Raw genomic sequence first — 14,378 nt, 5'->3', positions numbered from 1 at the left:
AATCAGCGTAAAATAAGAATCAGGTAAGGCAATGATAAAATATAGTTTACAGGAAGTATCACATTGTTCGGTGATTGTTATAGTAAAAAACAAGTTTGAAGGGAGATTTTTCTATGTGGGTTATTACAGTATTTGATAAAAAGGATGTTCGAATTTTTGAATACACAAACAAAAGTGAGGCTACACAAGCTTTGGCTAAATTCAAAAAAAATGCCGTATTAACATATACAAAATAAATTTGAGGTAGCAACCCTTTTCGACGCTATAGCGTACGAGAAGGGTTGTTTTTTGCTAAGATTGAACGAGAATTGAAATCGCACTGTACACCAATAAAAGAGCCATGATGATATTAAAAGGTTGTCGGTATTGGTGAAGAATTTTTTGAAAAGCTGAACCAAACAGAGCCCAGCTGCATGTACTGAGTATGCCGATGATTCCTAAAAATACAGCGAAAAGAAAATAGCTGAAATAAGATGAATAATAAGGGAGAATATAGGTTGCTACTACAGTAATACCAAACAATATCCCTTTAGGATTTATAAATTGTAATAAAATACCTACTAAAAATAAATGTCTGTTGTTGTCTCCTTCTTTGTCAAGATCACTGGCTTTGCTTGTTACTATTCTAAAGGCTAAATACAACATGTAGCCAACTCCAAATAGGGTCAAGGGTAACTTTATAATGGGCATAATATTTGTCAGGGCAATATTAAATAAGCTACATAAGCCAATCAGCATAAAAAAGCCTGCACCGACACCTAGAGAAAAGGGAATCGTTTTTGTAAAACTTTGTTTATTGGCAAATAGCATGGCCATAAAGTTATTAGGACCTGGGGTAAAACTTGTAATGACAACGAAAGTTAAAAAAGAAAATAATGGCACTGTAGTTCCTCCTTTTGATTGTATGTTATAATGTTCGAAATAAACAATATAACGTTTATACTTTTTATTATACAAAACGTACGTTATATTGTACATTTTAAAGGGGTGATTAGTCATGGAGGAAATTCATCTTGTATTTGCAAAAAATTTAAAAGCTATTCGAGAGAAGGAAAAGCTAAGCTTAGAGAAAGTTTCCCAGCTTTGTGGGGTGAGTAAGACAATGATAGGGCAAATTGAACGAGGGGAATCGAGCCCAACACTTACAACCATTTGGAAGATTGCAAATGGTCTAAAGGTTTCGTTTACGACGCTTATTAATCAACCACAACCTGAGACGGAGGTAATTTTACAAGAGGATATTCAAGTTTTAAAGGAGGATAACGGACGATATAGGGTATATCCTTATTTTCCTTTTCAAGAGGATAGCCGTTTTGAAATTTATACTGTGGAGATTGACCAGGAAGGAAAGGTAAGTGCAGAGGCACATAGAGACGGGACGGAGGAAATTATCACTGTTTTTGATGGTGAATTAGTGTTGACTATCATTGACAAGCCATATATCTTAAAGGCTGGTGACTCTATTCGATTTAAAGCAGATCGGCCACACACCTATTATAATGCAGGTCAGTCTTTAACACGGATAAGTATGACAATCTATTATCCTGAATAAACAAAACCTTATGAGCGAAACTAAATAGCTCATAAGGTTTTGCTTTGTCTGTGGATTATAAAATGCTACCTAATCGTTTAATACCTTCACGAATAATTTCAGGGGTTGCATTTGTATAATTAAGACGCATTGTACTTACTCCCGTTTTTGCTGTATAGAATGGGTCACCAGGGACAAATGCTACTTTTTGCTCCATTGCTTTGTGGAAGACATCAAGAGCTGATGCACCATTGTTCATCGTAGCCCAAATAAACATACCACCCTCAGGTCTTGTATACTCCACATGTGCTGGAAAGAATTCCTGCATCGCATCTAGCATTGCTTCAGCTTGATTTTTATATAATGTTATAATTTTCTGAACATGCTCAGTATAATCATTGTTTGCTAGATAGTCATAAATTACATATTGAGCAAAAATATTTGTGTGTAAATCAGTCGCTTGCTTTGCTGTTTCAATATGCTGCATTAGTTCTTTATTTTTTGTAATGATAAAGCCTAGACGCATTCCTGGCGTAATTGTTTTAGAGAAAGAACCAAGTAAAATGCTGTTCTCTAATTTGCCGGCACCGATGTATGGCAGTGGCTCGCCCTGAAAGCGCAATTCTCCATATGGATCATCCTCAATTAACGCCACATCATATTTTGAGATGATGTCGTAAATCTGCTGACGCTTTTCTTTAGAATACGTTAGCCCAGTTGGATTTTGGAAGTTTGGAACTGTATAAATAAATTTTACATTTGGTTGTTGTAGGGCTTTCTCTAACTCTTCTAAATTTAAACCATCATTTTCAAGTGTTACACCATGGAATGTTGGCTCACTTAATGTAAAGGCTTGAATGGCGCCTAAGTAACCGGGCTCTTCAATAATGATGCCATCTCCTTTGTTAATCAGTACTTTTCCAATTAATTCTAGAGCTTGCTGTGAACCTGTAGTGATAAAGACATCATCAGCGTTAACGTCTAATCCATGTAGACGTTGGTATTTCGCAGCAATGTACTCACGTAATGGTGCATATCCCTGCGTAGAAGAATATTGGAATAGTCGGCTACCATTTTCTGTGATGGCATGATCGACAGATGCTCTTAACGCATCAATAGGGAAAGAGATTGGGTTAGGAAGCCCCCCTGCAAAGGAAATAACGTCCTCTGCGTCTGTTACTTTCAAGATATTTCGGATGAATGAAGATGGTGTTTTTAAGATTTTTTCTGAATATTGCATAATTAATCGTTCCTTTTTTCTGATTTTTTAAAAATTATAGCATTGAAATCATATGCATACAATATTATCATTGTATGCAAGACAATTAAAATATTGTATGCAAAAGTGACGAGAAAAGGAGCATAGAGAATGCCAGTAAATTCATTTGAAGAGTATCCAATGAGCTGGAGACCAAATATCAGCAATATTTCTGCACCATTATATATAGCCATAGCTGAACAGCTTGAACAAGATATAAAGGACGGGAAGCTCTTACCAGGGACAAAGCTGCCCCCACAACGGGAATTAGCTGACTTTTTAGATGTTAATTTAAGTACAATCACAAGAGCATTTAAACTTTGTGGTCAAAAGGGGCTCATCTATGCTTCAATTGGAAGCGGAACATTTGTGTCATCCGATGCCGCAACCAATAAAATTTTATTGCCCACTAGTCATTCCCCTCATATGATTGAAATGGGCTCTGTTCTGCCAGATAACTATGTAAATGAAGACATTACCCGTTATATGAAAAAGATGATGAGTGATTCTAATTTTAATAAATTATTTCAATACGGAAGACCTGAAGGGAATGCCTGGCAAAATGAGGCAGCATTGAAGCTTTTAGAAAAAGTCAATTTTCAAACGGATCAGCCAATTTTGCTTGGAGCAGGAGGACAAAATGCGATTGTTGGAACATTAGCTGCATTGTTCCAAGCAGGAGATAGAATTGGCACAGATCCTATCACATATGCTGGAATAAAAACAGCTGCCAATATGTTAGGTATTCAATTAGTAGCAATTCAGCAAAGGAACGGAGAAATGACAAAAGAGGGGCTACTATATGCCTGTAAAAATGAGCATATTAAAGGTCTCTATGTGATTCCTGATTTTCACAATCCTACTACCCATACAATGTCTTTAGAAACAAGAAAAATGATTGCCGAAGTGGCGAGGGACAGAAGTTTAGTTATTATTGAGGATGCCATCTATAGCTTTTTGAAGGAGCAGCCTCTTGCACCAATAGCTTCCTATGCACCAGAAAAAGTTATTTATATTGCCAGCTTGTCTAAAACCATTTCACCTGGATTACGATTATCTTATATTGTTACACCTCCAGCATTGCGAAAAAGAATAATGGAGACGCTTTATAATATTAATATTTCAATATCGCCAATGATGCTAGAGCTTGCCACAAGATTGATTCATGATGGAGTAGCAGAAACGATATTAGAAAAACACAAACTGTATGCAAAGCAACAAAATGCATTGGTTAATCAATACTTAGGTGATTACAATATTTTAGGTGATGAAGCTTGTATTTTCAGATGGCTTATACTTCCTGATCAATTTACAGGTGTACAGTTTGAATTGCTTGCAGCAAAGGCTGGTGTTCAGGTGTACGCTGCGGAGCGTTTTGCAGTGGGCAATGCAAAGCCGATTAATGCAGTTCGATTAGCCATTACTGCACCAGAGAATCAACTTGAACAGGCACTGCTTATTTTGAAGGATTTACTTGAAAGCAATGGAGATTATACATTTGTTGATTAAAGGAAAGAAGACTTATAATAAGGCTATGTAAGGAAAAGTGGTGATCGGATGACGCATAAAGGGCGTATTATTTTTCATGTAGATATGAATAGTTTTTATGCTTCAGTTGAGCAGGCACATGATCCAAGCTTGAAGGGCAAGCCAATAGCGATAGCTGGAAACCCAAAAGAACGTCGGGGCATTTTAGTAACCTGTTCGTATGAGGCAAGGGCTCTAGGGATTTACACAACAATGACTGTTCATGAGGCAATGCGAAAATGTCCTGATTTATTGTTATTACCACCAGATTTTCAAAAGTATCGTGAAGCATCTAAGCAGATGTTTACCATACTACGTAGCTATACCGATTTAGTGGAGCCTGTTTCCATTGATGAAGGGTATATGGATGTAACTGAATTAAGTAAAGAGCAACATGCACTTAATATTGCCCAGGAAATACAAGAGCGAATTCAGACAGAGCTTGATTTACCTTGCTCTATTGGCATTGCGCCTAATAAATTTTTGGCGAAAACAGCCTCTGATATGAAAAAACCAATGGGTATTACCATATTACGAATTCGTGATATTGAGCAAATTCTTTGGCCTCGGGAGGTTGTTACTATGCATGGCATTGGTGCTAGTACAGCCAAAAAATTAAATGCACACAGTATTTTTACAATTGGTGATTTGGCTAAAGTTGAGGAATATGCGATAAAGCAGATTTTAGGAAAGAATGGCGTACGTCTCCGAGCGAGAGCAAATGGAGAGGATTCAAGAATGGTGGATCCAGATGCTATTTTTGATACAAAAAGTGTTGGCAACTCCACAACCTTACCAGAGGATGTAGTGGACATTCGGATTCTTCATAAAACAATCAATGGACTTTGTCAAAAGGTTGCAGAACGATTAGATGCCAAACGTCTGGCGAGCTCTACAGTGAGCATACAAATTCGAGATGCGGATTGGCATAATCATACACGCTCAAAAACGGTGTCTAATGCCATTTATCGTTTTGAAGATATTTATCAAGTTGCCTGTGAACTTTTTGATAAGCATTGGGATGAGACACCTGTTCGATTATTAGGAGTAACCGTGTCAAATGTTGTGGATCGTAAAGATTTTTCACAGCAGCTTTCCATTTTCAATTTTGAAGAGCATGTCAAGGATGAGCCTATTATTAAAATTGTTGATGAAATCGAAGCACGCTTTGGGAAAGGTATTATTAAGCGAGGGGTTGATACAGTCAAACGCTCAACCTATCAATCGCAAACGAGCTTTAGTAAAGATTTTTTAGATGATCATGAGTAGCGATTATTATGAGGTGATTAAGTTATGGATTATCAAGAATATGGTAGTGATCATAATAATTTTATGATGTTTATTCATGGTGGAGGTGTAGGAGGATGGATGTGGGATAAACAAGTCAAATATTTTTCTAACTTTCACTGTATTGTGCCAGAATTAATAGATGATGATATTGATTTTTCAATTGAAGAGTGTGCAACGAAACTACTAAAAATAATAGAAGAAAAAGCACAGGGTAAACATGTCACAGTAATTGGTTTTTCTTTAGGTGCACAAATTATCGTAAAAATGCTAAGCTTAAATGCTCAATTGATAGATAATGCGATTATTAATAGTGCTTTAGTAATACCTTCTCCAATTACAATTAAACTGATGGGACCATTCATTACATTATCTTTTCCTTTAATAAAAAATAAATCGTTCGCAAAACTTCAAGCTAAAACATTGTATATAAATCAAGATTATTTTCACCAGTATTATCAAGATAGTTTAAAAATGAAAGTAGAAACACTTACGAATATTCTGCGAGAAAATATGTCCTTTGCAATCCCTGAAAATTTTTCTCAAGCTAGCTGTGAGATTTTGGTAACTGTTGGTGAAAAGGAAAAGGGGATCATGAGAAAATCTGCTAGACTGCTAGTCAATCGTAATCCCAATTGTAAAGGTGTGGTGCTATCTAACGTGGGTCACGGTGTATCTTTGGCAAATCCTACGTTCTTTAATCATTTTGTTGAGAATTGGATGAAGGAGGGGCGATTACCAGAAGGAAAAATTATTCATTAAAATGAACCTACATAACTTTTAAAGCTAGTAGATTCAGCAAAGTTCTTTATTTAAAATAGTGAAGGTATAAGTCTTTATGTGCCCTTATCCAATGCTTCATTTCAAAGACCATCTCTTCATAGCTAGGGACAACAAATGAAAAATCGTTTCGAGTATTGACAAGCGTTTTATCAACATTTAGATGCTGACATGGAAGGATGGTTACTTGATTGTCCTTAAAGTGTTTATTGAATAGCTGCAAAAGATCGTACTTCGAAATACTCTGATTGTTAACAAGATGATATATGCCTGTAATGCATTCAGATGTAGCATGCTCTATCGCCTTTGCTAGCGTAAGGGTAGTAACTCCTGTCCAAATCGCACCAGTATAGCCGCTTATCATGTCATGCTGTTTCATAAAGCAGTTGAAGAGTCCAATACCTTCCACCTTCATATCCGGTCCAATAATAGAATTACGCAGTGTTAAATGTTTTGTGTTTTCGATTTCTCCTAGTGCCTTCGTACGATCATAAAAGGTTTCCCCATCGCTAAGCTATTTTCCTGATACGGAGATGTCTTTCCTGAGAATACACAATCCGTGCTTAGATGAATAAGCTTTGTTTGACGATTTTCCAATAATGAAACAATGGCATGAGGTAAATAGCTATTGATATAAATACTATCTTTCTGATTCACCTCACAGGCATTATTTAACATACCAATACAATTGACGATAGCATCATAGGAATCTTCTAGTAAAAGTGACTGTAAAAAAATAGGATCTGTTATATCTCCTATCCTATTACTTCCATATGGAAAGGCAGTTCTAGAATAGGTTGTCACATCATGCCCTTGTTCACATAAATAGATGGAAATAATGTGACCAGCTATTCCAGTAGTACCAAGTACTAAATACTTCAAGGCTTTCCTCCTGTCCAATGTTGTAGTTCTTCTTGTAGGAGAGGGAGCTTTAGTAATTTTTCTTTTATTTCAGCTACTTTCATTATTTTTGTATTAGCAGAGTTGTACTCATCCGATAATGTTATTTTCGGAGAGCCTTCTTCTAAGTACTTTCCATAATTTAAATCGCGATTATCAGCAGGGATTCTATAAAAATCGCCCATATCGATGGCCTTTGTAGCCTCTTCCTTTGGGAGCTGCTGATATTACCCATCATCAACGATTCGGTACGATTTATCCAACGCATGATTGGGAAAGCGTAGCACAAACATTACAGCAAGTAACAAAACAGGAGCAATTACTAGCAGATACATGTGAACAACTCCAAGCATTTGCAAGAACAGAATTAAATTGGGAGCATATAGTGAAAAGAGTTGCTCAATATTTACAGGAAAAACCCCTCTAACGTGATATTCGCTCGAATTTGTGAAGAATTCTTTTCTTTATCCGATTATTTCCTTTATAATGAGAGCTAGATTCATATTTTTTGACAATCATGGGTAGACATAAGGGGAGAGCAGCATGAACATATTTCAAGCAACAATGAATGAATTAGAAGAGGTAGCAGTACTTTTTGATGAATACCGCCAATTCTATGGTATTGAATCAGATCAAAGCAGTGCTAAGGCATTTTTACAATTACGAATGGCCTTAAAGGAATCTATTATTTTTATAGCTGTAGAAAATGACAAGGCAGTTGGATTTACACAATTATATCCTACTTTTTCTTCCATTGCTTTACAGCGTGCATATATTTTAAATGATATATATGTGAATGAAGATGCAAGGGGCCAAGGGGTGGGCACGGCATTAATGCATAAGGTATTTCAATATTGTGAGCAGCAATCTGCTCGTTATGTCACACTTCAAACAGCCACTGATAATATTAATGCAAGAAAGCTATACGAAAATCTTCATATGAAACAAGATCAATATTGTAATTACGTAAAGTATTTTGATTAAGAAATAAGCATCTCGCCATGATAGGACGAAGATGCTTTTCTAGTTTAATTGGTGGTTTCTGAATTAAATGCAAGAAAAAACGCTAAGGTATGAAGAAAAAAGCTCGGCTCCTTCTAATAAACGCTGAGGTGCAAAGATAAAGAACTCAGATTCCCCCAAGAATCGCTCAGGTGAGAAGACAAAGAGCTCAGATTCCCCCAAGAATCGCTCAGGTGAGAAGACAAAGAGCTCAGGTTTCCTCAAGAATCGCTCAGGTGAGAAGAAAAAGAGCTCAGGTTTCCTCAAGAATCGCTCAGGTAAGAAGAAAAAGAGCTCAGGTTTCCCCAAGAAATGCTCAGGTGCGAAGGCAAAGAGCTCGGGTTTCCCCAAGAAATGCTCAGGTGAGAAGAAAAAGAGCTCGGGTCCCCTCAAGAATCGCTCAGGTGAGAAGAAAAAGAGCTCAGGTTTCCCCAAGAATCGCTCAGGTGAGAAGACAAAGAGCTCAGATTCCCAAAGAATCGCTCGGGTCCCCTCAAAAAACAGCTCAGATACAGATCCTCAAATCTGCTCAATCAGTTTCTGTAAATCATCCTTTGAACGAGGTAGCTTAATGTTTTCCTTCAATAGTTTTTTACTCTGTAAAGCAAGTGTCATTTCAAAGACCCAGGGACGTTCCAGATGGGCTCGTTGAATTAACTCCTCCTGATAAAACATCTCAACAGGGTCCCCGTTATAGATGATTTTGCCACCTTCCATAACGATAATTTGATCTGCCCATTCATAGGCTAATGGGATGTCATGGGTCGCCATTAAAATGGTACGATCCCCATTTTCTAATTTGGCTAAATACTGTAAAACTTGTGCAGCATAATAATTATCGAGTCCAGCGGTTGGCTCGTCTAATAATAAAACAGATGGTTCCATCGCTAGTACACCTGCCATGGCTACTCGTTTTTTCTGACCCACACTTAAAAAATGTATTGGTTTATCGAGTAGCGCTTCCACCTCTGTTTGTTCTACTGCCCAAGCAATTTTCTCTTCAATTTTTTCAGTTGTCCAACCGAGGTTCAAAGGTCCAAATGCAATATCCTGCTTCACTGTACCCGAAAATAGCTGATTGTCTGCATCCTGAAAAACAATGCCAACCTGTTGACGTAATTCTTTTAATGCTTTTCTGCTATACTGTAGCTCCTTGCCGCAAAAGGCTATATTTCCAGTAGTTGGCTTAAGAATCCCATTGAGGAGCTGAAATAATGTAGATTTTCCCGCTCCATTATGACCTAGTAGGGCGATTTTTTTGCCTTTCGGAATTTGGAGTGTAATATCTGTTAGTGCGTGTGTTCCATCTACATAGTCGTAAGAAAGCTGATTTAGTTCAAAGTATAAGTCTGTTGTCATTAGAAAAAACCTCCATACACGATGAGGAATAGTAAGATAGCGGCAATACCGAGCCAGTTTTTCATGCTATAGGTTGCTTTCTCCTGCCAATATACCGCTTCGCCACCACGTGCTTGCATGGCATTATTAAGCTCGCGGCTTCGTTGGAACATTTCAGCAAATAAAGCGGCGATAAGCATAGATACAGAGCGTAGCCACTGGGCAGGTGAGCGATAACCAAGTCGAGCCTGCTGAGCAAGGTGAATTTTTTGCATACTGTCTAAAAAAATAAAAATAAATCGATATGTTAATTCCACTAGCTCAACAAACAACGCAGGAATTCTACATTGTCGTAACACATGACAAATAGATTGTACGGATGTTGTTAGGATTAAAAAATATAAACAACTGACACTTCCAAGAACGATGAAAAAAAGTTGCTGTGCTGTAAATAAGCTTACATTGCCCACAAAAATTGTCCAATGTTTAAAAGAAAATGACCAGATATGTGCAGGTAGTTTGCTAGTCGCTGGTGCTATTGAAATTAAAATAGATAGTAAGCTAGATAGTAAAAAAAATCCGGGTAACAATAATAGTTTAAAATAATATTTAACAGGGATTTTAGCGCCTATAATGATAAAAGCACTCATTACAATAAATGTAATGAGTGAAATTCGTTCATCTCTCATGATAAGCGACAATAATAATAGTCCAAAGGAAAACATCATTTTTTCTAGCGGATGAACAGACGCTAGCTTATTCATATATGCATACTTATCAATGAGTAACATACTTAACCTTCTTTATGTTTACCGCGCATATAGCCGATGAAATAGCCGATGAAACCGGCACCAATAGCAGCTTGTAGTGCGAATAATAAGCTTTCAATTTCTCCACTTGGTGGTTCCCATAAGCTTTCAAACCATGGTTCGTAGTCAGCATTTATTTCACCGATTGCTGCCTCCGCTTCACCATCTGCTCCTCCGAATTCAGCACCTTTTTGTATGAAAAGTGGGATAATGGCTAATAACACAACGATTGCAAGCAGTAATAAGTTTTTTTTCATCCTAATGTGCCTCCTTTGTTGAGAAAACACGTAATGCTTTTAATTCGCTTACATTGTATTTTTTTAAGAAATTCATCACGACTACTGTTAAAATTCCTTCACTAACAGCAAGAGGAATTTGTGTTAAAGCAAAAATACCCGCAAATTTTGAGAATGAAGCCATAAAGTCACCAACCTCAGAAGGGAAAGCAAGAGCTAGCTGTACAGAAGTGACAATATATGTACCTAAATCACCAAGCATAGCAGCTAAAAATACAGCTAAAGAAAATGATAGACCCATTTTTTGAGAGCCTTTAAATACATAATAAGCAATAATTGGACCAACGACTGCCATAGAAAAGGCGTTAGCTCCTAAAGTTGTAAGCCCTCCATGTGCTAAAAGTAAAGCTTGGAATAATAATACAATCGTTCCGATTACACTCATTGCTAATGGTCCAAAAAGAACTGTGCCGAGCCCAACACCTGTTGGATGCGAGCAGCTTCCTGTTACAGACGGAATCTTTAATGCTGATAACACAAAGGCAAAGGCACCTGATAGTCCTAAAATCATTTTTGTTTCAGGGTTTGCATCAATCGTTTTGCGAATTGAACGTAATCCTAAAATAATAAATGGAATGGATACAACCCACCAAAAAATGGCCCACTCGATTGGCAAAAAGCCCTCCATTATATGCATGGCAAATGCACGATTTGGCACAAATAAAAATGCCAATAAGAAATAACTAAGCTTCCAGCCTGAGAATTTCAAAACTTCTCCTCCTCACTTATAGTTTTTGAATTAGCGTGCGAAAATAAAAAAACACTTCTCCATATTGGAAAAGTGCATAGCTAAGACAAATAGAATTCGATTCTACTAAGCCGCACACCTATCCTCGTAGGTTGAAACGTTCACATACTTTTCGGCAGGTCTCCTGGCTTTAGTTCCTCGTTTTATAGGCCTTCCCATCCGTTGGACAGTGACATTCTCTATAAAACTCCCTAGTACAGTGGCGGGACCGCGCCGGACTTGAACCGGCTTCCCTTTTAAGCGAAATGATAAGCACTTCGCACCGAAAAAAGATGAAGTTGTGAGATTTCACGACACAGTGTAACATGATTTTTCATCTTGAGGCTATCTTTTTTAGAAAAAATTTTTAAAATTGAGGTGCAATCTAGAAAATTCTGATAAAATAAAAGAGAAACTTTTCTTTTTTCTACGAATTTTTTGATGAAATTTTAATGAAAATGTCATAATTTTAGAGAGAAATATTGAAATTTTAAAATTATAAGATATGATAGAGACAGTTTTCAATTCGTGTTAAACATACAAATTTGATATAAAAACATACATAAGTGCTTGAATATTTTCAAGATAATAGGGAAATTGGTGAAAATCCGATACAGCCCCCGCTACTGTAATAGCTGATGAAATCGCAAATGCCACCTAGTGCAAACTTGGGAAGGCGCGAAAGTAAATGGAAGCTTAAGTCAGGAAACCTGCTTATGTAATCATGCATGCAAACTTTTCGGAGGGAGAAGTTGAAGCAAAGGCGAGTACCTGTAGTTTATTCGACTTTATTTGGCTTCTACAAAACCTTTACTCTTCGAATTAGAGTAAAGGTTTTTCTTTGTTCCTAAAAGTATTGAGGGGGAGAACAACGATGACTACTTGGAATTTAGAAGGGATGCAAACACATCTTTTTATTTGCAATGGCAGTAGCTGTATGAAAAAAGAAGCGGAGGAAATTACGCAAGCTATTCGTGATGAAATACAGTTACAGGCACTTGATAAAACAATACATACAACACGGACACGCTGCAATGGCAGATGTAAGGATGCGTGTGTTGTCATTGCGTATCCACAAGGAAATTGGTACCGTGTGCCAACAACAGAGCATGCAAGGGCACTTGTACAGGATTTACATCATGAGTCACTGCATGATGAACATGTCTTTACGCTTCGTGAGGGCACGTTACAGCGGACAGCACAAACAACAGCCATTAAAGGCATCGAAAAGGTGAAAGAGGGGTAACAAAATGGCGCAAAAAGGGAAGATTTTCGTGGTTGGCTTTGGGCCTGGTGATTTTAATCATATTACACATCGGGCAGTGGAGGCATTACAACAGAGTGATATGATTATAGGCTATAAAACATATGTAGAGCTTATTCAAGACTTAGTTAATGCAAAATCCATTGTTAGCACAGGTATGACGGAGGAAGTATCTCGTGCACAGGAAGCGGTACGCCAAGCGGAGGCAGGGAATATCGTATCTGTTATTTCCAGCGGTGATTCTGGTGTTTATGGCATGGCAGGATTAGTGTATGAGGTATTGATCGAGCTTGGTTGGACGGAAGCAACTGGTGTAGAGGTAGAAATTGTTCCAGGTATTTCAGCTATCAACTCATGTGCAAGTTTACTAGGTGCTCCAATTATGCATGATGCTTGTACAATCAGTTTAAGTGACCACCTAACACCTTGGAATTTAATTGCGAAGCGTGTAGAGGCAGCAGCGATGGCGGATTTTGTGATTGCGTTGTATAACCCAAAAAGTGGTCGACGTACTAGACAAATTGTGGAGGCCCAGCGCATTTTATTAGAATATCGTTCACCTGATACTCCAGTGGGGCTTGTCAAAAGCGCGTATCGTGACCGTCAGGAAGTTACAATGACAACTTTAGCAGAAATGCTAGAGCATGATATTGGGATGCTGACAACGGTTATTATCGGAAATTCATCAACGTTTTTCTATGATAATAAAATGATTACACCACGCGGCTATCAGCGTAAATATACACTCGGTGAGGAAAAGCAGCCATTACGTCCACACCAACGTTTAAGGGAAGAAAATGAACCATGGGCAATGAATCAAGAAACAGGGGAGGCACGCAATGACTTTGCAGCAGATCCTAATGCTAATCGTATTGAGCCCAGTGTAGCCATTACACCTAATCCAAAGCAAAAAAAAACTTCACTTGAGATGGCGACAGCAGCGTTAGCGATGGTCAAAGGAACAAATGAGGTAAAGATAACACCAAAGCTTGTGCAACAAAAAATCGAATCTATCTTTGAATTAGCTGTAAGCCCAGGAGTAGCCAATAAATTTTTCACTCCGCAACAGATGATCACGCTGGCAGAAGTTGTTGGAGAGGATGGAACGATGGAATACACACCTGACCATCAAATCCATTTAAAAATCCCAACGACAGAGCCAGAAAAAATTACAGCCAAGCTTCGTGAGGTTGGATTTTTACTGACACCGATTGGAGATGTATTATCATTAAAGGCTTGTGACTTCTGTTACGGAGAAAAGGTTGATTCGATTCCATATGCAGAGGAGATTCAGGAGAAACTTGGTGGTATGTCTTTACCGAAAACTTTGAATATTGGCTTTAATGGCTGCGGTATGGCGTGCTATCGAGCAGTATTTGATGATATTGGTATTGTTTATCGTAAAAGCAGGTTCGATGTTTTTATTGGGGCAAAGCCAGTAGGACGTACAGCACATGCTGCACAGCCAGTTGTAGAGGGACTAGAGCCTGAACAACTTATTCCACTCATTACGGATATCATTGAGGAGTATAAAGCAAATGCCCACCCAAATGAACGTCTGTTTAAGTATTTTAAACGTGTTAAAAAGATTCTGCACTTTACGTATCAGGATATGTCTTCAAAAATAAAAGTAGAGCCCGCTCCATGCGGTGACTAGTG

At 37.8% G+C, this 14,378-nt stretch carries 18 protein-coding genes and 2 riboswitches; of the genes, 9 read left to right on the top strand and 9 right to left on the bottom strand.

All coding sequences use genetic code 11. The features are described from left to right. The first annotated feature begins 113 nt into the window (after positions 1 to 113). Positions 114 to 236: a hypothetical protein gene (locus AC1RNS_RS02695; protein WP_283868523.1), complete on the top strand. Its 123-nt coding sequence runs from the start codon at positions 114 to 116 to the stop codon at positions 234 to 236. Positions 237 to 291: 55 nt separating this feature from the next. Here AC1RNS_RS02695 and AC1RNS_RS02690 read toward each other — a convergent pair whose 3' ends face one another. Continuing rightward, entirely contained in the window at positions 292 to 882 is a 591-nt protein-coding gene (locus tag AC1RNS_RS02690; protein WP_492990603.1) for a LysE family transporter, read from the bottom strand. A 115-nt stretch (positions 883 to 997) separates the two neighbouring features. Here AC1RNS_RS02690 and AC1RNS_RS02685 point away from each other — a divergent pair, with 115 nt between their 5' ends. Continuing rightward, entirely contained in the window at positions 998 to 1,552 is a 555-nt protein-coding gene (locus tag AC1RNS_RS02685) for a helix-turn-helix domain-containing protein (protein WP_492990601.1), read from the top strand. A 55-nt stretch (positions 1,553 to 1,607) separates the two neighbouring features. Here AC1RNS_RS02685 and AC1RNS_RS02680 read toward each other — a convergent pair whose 3' ends face one another. Further along, the gene (locus tag AC1RNS_RS02680; protein WP_492990600.1) at positions 1,608 to 2,771 is read right to left on the bottom strand and encodes an aminotransferase-like domain-containing protein; all 1,164 of its coding nucleotides are present in this window, start codon (positions 2,769 to 2,771) and stop codon (positions 1,608 to 1,610) included. Between the two features lie 129 nt (positions 2,772 to 2,900). On the opposite strand from AC1RNS_RS02680, the gene AC1RNS_RS02675 reads away from it, so the two are divergent. Genes AC1RNS_RS02675 through AC1RNS_RS02665 form a run of 3 tightly spaced genes read left to right on the top strand, consistent with a single transcriptional unit; the run spans position 2,901 to position 6,365 of the window. Next, positions 2,901 to 4,298: an aminotransferase-like domain-containing protein gene (locus tag AC1RNS_RS02675; RefSeq protein ID WP_492990598.1), complete on the top strand. Its 1,398-nt coding sequence runs from the start codon at positions 2,901 to 2,903 to the stop codon at positions 4,296 to 4,298. Between the two features lie 48 nt (positions 4,299 to 4,346). Continuing rightward, positions 4,347 to 5,585 carry a DNA polymerase IV gene (locus AC1RNS_RS02670; RefSeq protein ID WP_492990596.1) on the top strand — a complete coding sequence of 413 codons (1,239 nt, stop codon included), beginning with the start codon at positions 4,347 to 4,349 and terminating at the stop codon, positions 5,583 to 5,585. A 24-nt stretch (positions 5,586 to 5,609) separates the two neighbouring features. Then, positions 5,610 to 6,365 carry an alpha/beta fold hydrolase gene (locus AC1RNS_RS02665; protein ID WP_492990595.1) on the top strand — a complete coding sequence of 252 codons (756 nt, stop codon included), beginning with the start codon at positions 5,610 to 5,612 and terminating at the stop codon, positions 6,363 to 6,365. Between the two features lie 46 nt (positions 6,366 to 6,411). Here the strand turns inward: AC1RNS_RS02665 and AC1RNS_RS02660 are convergent, their stop codons facing one another. The 3 genes from AC1RNS_RS02660 to AC1RNS_RS02650 are packed head-to-tail and all read right to left on the bottom strand — an operon-like array spanning position 6,412 to position 7,468. Further along, positions 6,412 to 6,798, bottom strand: coding sequence for a hypothetical protein (locus AC1RNS_RS02660; protein WP_492990593.1), 387 nt, complete (start codon positions 6,796 to 6,798; stop codon positions 6,412 to 6,414). A gap of 56 nt (positions 6,799 to 6,854) precedes the next feature. Beyond that, on the bottom strand, positions 6,855 to 7,265 hold the full coding sequence (locus AC1RNS_RS02655) for a sugar nucleotide-binding protein (protein ID WP_492990592.1): 411 nt from the start codon (positions 7,263 to 7,265) through the stop codon (positions 6,855 to 6,857). Further along, positions 7,262 to 7,468, bottom strand: a complete 207-nt coding sequence (locus AC1RNS_RS02650; RefSeq protein WP_492990591.1) for a hypothetical protein — start codon at positions 7,466 to 7,468, stop codon at positions 7,262 to 7,264. Before AC1RNS_RS02650 ends, AC1RNS_RS02655 begins: the two co-directional genes overlap by 4 nt. 26 nt (positions 7,469 to 7,494) lie before the next feature. Between AC1RNS_RS02650 and AC1RNS_RS02645 the strand changes: the two genes are divergently transcribed. Together AC1RNS_RS02645 and AC1RNS_RS02640 are read left to right on the top strand one after the other, a co-directional pair. Next, positions 7,495 to 7,710 carry a glycosyltransferase gene (locus AC1RNS_RS02645; protein ID WP_492990589.1) on the top strand — a complete coding sequence of 72 codons (216 nt, stop codon included), beginning with the start codon at positions 7,495 to 7,497 and terminating at the stop codon, positions 7,708 to 7,710. A 116-nt stretch (positions 7,711 to 7,826) separates the two neighbouring features. After that, positions 7,827 to 8,267, top strand: a complete 441-nt coding sequence (locus tag AC1RNS_RS02640; protein ID WP_492990587.1) for a GNAT family N-acetyltransferase — start codon at positions 7,827 to 7,829, stop codon at positions 8,265 to 8,267. A 537-nt stretch (positions 8,268 to 8,804) separates the two neighbouring features. On the opposite strand, the gene AC1RNS_RS02635 is transcribed toward AC1RNS_RS02640, so the two are convergent. From AC1RNS_RS02635 to AC1RNS_RS02620, 4 genes are read right to left on the bottom strand one after another with little or no spacing between them, the layout of a single operon-like run. Next, positions 8,805 to 9,644: an energy-coupling factor ABC transporter ATP-binding protein gene (locus tag AC1RNS_RS02635; protein ID WP_492990585.1), complete on the bottom strand. Its 840-nt coding sequence runs from the start codon at positions 9,642 to 9,644 to the stop codon at positions 8,805 to 8,807. Continuing rightward, positions 9,644 to 10,414, bottom strand: coding sequence for a cobalt ECF transporter T component CbiQ (gene cbiQ / locus AC1RNS_RS02630; RefSeq protein WP_492990584.1), 771 nt, complete (start codon positions 10,412 to 10,414; stop codon positions 9,644 to 9,646). The genes AC1RNS_RS02635 and cbiQ overlap by 1 nt, the downstream gene beginning before the upstream one ends. A gap of 2 nt (positions 10,415 to 10,416) precedes the next feature. Continuing rightward, positions 10,417 to 10,689 carry an energy-coupling factor ABC transporter substrate-binding protein gene (locus AC1RNS_RS02625; protein ID WP_492990583.1) on the bottom strand — a complete coding sequence of 91 codons (273 nt, stop codon included), beginning with the start codon at positions 10,687 to 10,689 and terminating at the stop codon, positions 10,417 to 10,419. A gap of 1 nt (position 10,690) precedes the next feature. Then, a complete protein-coding gene (locus AC1RNS_RS02620) occupies positions 10,691 to 11,437 on the bottom strand; it encodes an energy-coupling factor ABC transporter permease (protein WP_492990582.1) in 747 nt (248 codons plus the stop codon). Between the two features lie 136 nt (positions 11,438 to 11,573). Continuing rightward, a riboswitch (cobalamin riboswitch) is annotated at positions 11,574 to 11,758 on the bottom strand. Between the two features lie 244 nt (positions 11,759 to 12,002). Beyond that, positions 12,003 to 12,187, top strand: a riboswitch (cobalamin riboswitch). A 142-nt stretch (positions 12,188 to 12,329) separates the two neighbouring features. Here AC1RNS_RS02620 and AC1RNS_RS02615 point away from each other — a divergent pair. Both AC1RNS_RS02615 and cobJ read left to right on the top strand, forming a co-directional pair. Further along, a complete protein-coding gene (locus AC1RNS_RS02615) occupies positions 12,330 to 12,701 on the top strand; it encodes a (2Fe-2S) ferredoxin domain-containing protein (protein WP_492990581.1) in 372 nt (123 codons plus the stop codon). Positions 12,702 to 12,705: 4 nt separating this feature from the next. Beyond that, positions 12,706 to 14,376 (top strand): precorrin-3B C(17)-methyltransferase, encoded by a 1,671-nt coding sequence (gene cobJ / locus AC1RNS_RS02610; protein WP_492990580.1) that lies wholly within the window; start codon positions 12,706 to 12,708, stop codon positions 14,374 to 14,376. Positions 14,377 to 14,378: the final 2 nt, after the last annotated feature.

Source organism: Lysinibacillus sp. GW821-FHT14F06 (assembly GCF_058803665.1).
This window is presented reverse-complemented; position numbering and strand designations above follow the sequence as displayed.

Coding starts and splice junctions, on each gene's coding strand:
- AC1RNS_RS02695 (WP_283868523.1), top strand. CDS start 114: ATGTGGGTTATTACAGTATTTGATAAAAAGGATGTTCGAATTTTTGAA.
- AC1RNS_RS02685 (WP_492990601.1), top strand. CDS start 998: ATGGAGGAAATTCATCTTGTATTTGCAAAAAATTTAAAAGCTATTCGA.
- AC1RNS_RS02680 (WP_492990600.1), bottom strand. CDS start 2,771: ATGCAATATTCAGAAAAAATCTTAAAAACACCATCTTCATTCATCCGA.
- AC1RNS_RS02675 (WP_492990598.1), top strand. CDS start 2,901: ATGCCAGTAAATTCATTTGAAGAGTATCCAATGAGCTGGAGACCAAAT.
- AC1RNS_RS02670 (WP_492990596.1), top strand. CDS start 4,347: ATGACGCATAAAGGGCGTATTATTTTTCATGTAGATATGAATAGTTTT.
- AC1RNS_RS02665 (WP_492990595.1), top strand. CDS start 5,610: ATGGATTATCAAGAATATGGTAGTGATCATAATAATTTTATGATGTTT.
- AC1RNS_RS02660 (WP_492990593.1), bottom strand. CDS start 6,798: ATGAAGGTGGAAGGTATTGGACTCTTCAACTGCTTTATGAAACAGCAT.
- AC1RNS_RS02650 (WP_492990591.1), bottom strand. CDS start 7,468: ATGGGCGATTTTTATAGAATCCCTGCTGATAATCGCGATTTAAATTAT.
- AC1RNS_RS02640 (WP_492990587.1), top strand. CDS start 7,827: ATGAACATATTTCAAGCAACAATGAATGAATTAGAAGAGGTAGCAGTA.
- AC1RNS_RS02635 (WP_492990585.1), bottom strand. CDS start 9,644: ATGACAACAGACTTATACTTTGAACTAAATCAGCTTTCTTACGACTAT.
- cbiQ (WP_492990584.1), bottom strand. CDS start 10,414: ATGTTACTCATTGATAAGTATGCATATATGAATAAGCTAGCGTCTGTT.
- AC1RNS_RS02625 (WP_492990583.1), bottom strand. CDS start 10,689: ATGAAAAAAAACTTATTACTGCTTGCAATCGTTGTGTTATTAGCCATT.
- AC1RNS_RS02615 (WP_492990581.1), top strand. CDS start 12,330: ATGACTACTTGGAATTTAGAAGGGATGCAAACACATCTTTTTATTTGC.
- cobJ (WP_492990580.1), top strand. CDS start 12,706: ATGGCGCAAAAAGGGAAGATTTTCGTGGTTGGCTTTGGGCCTGGTGAT.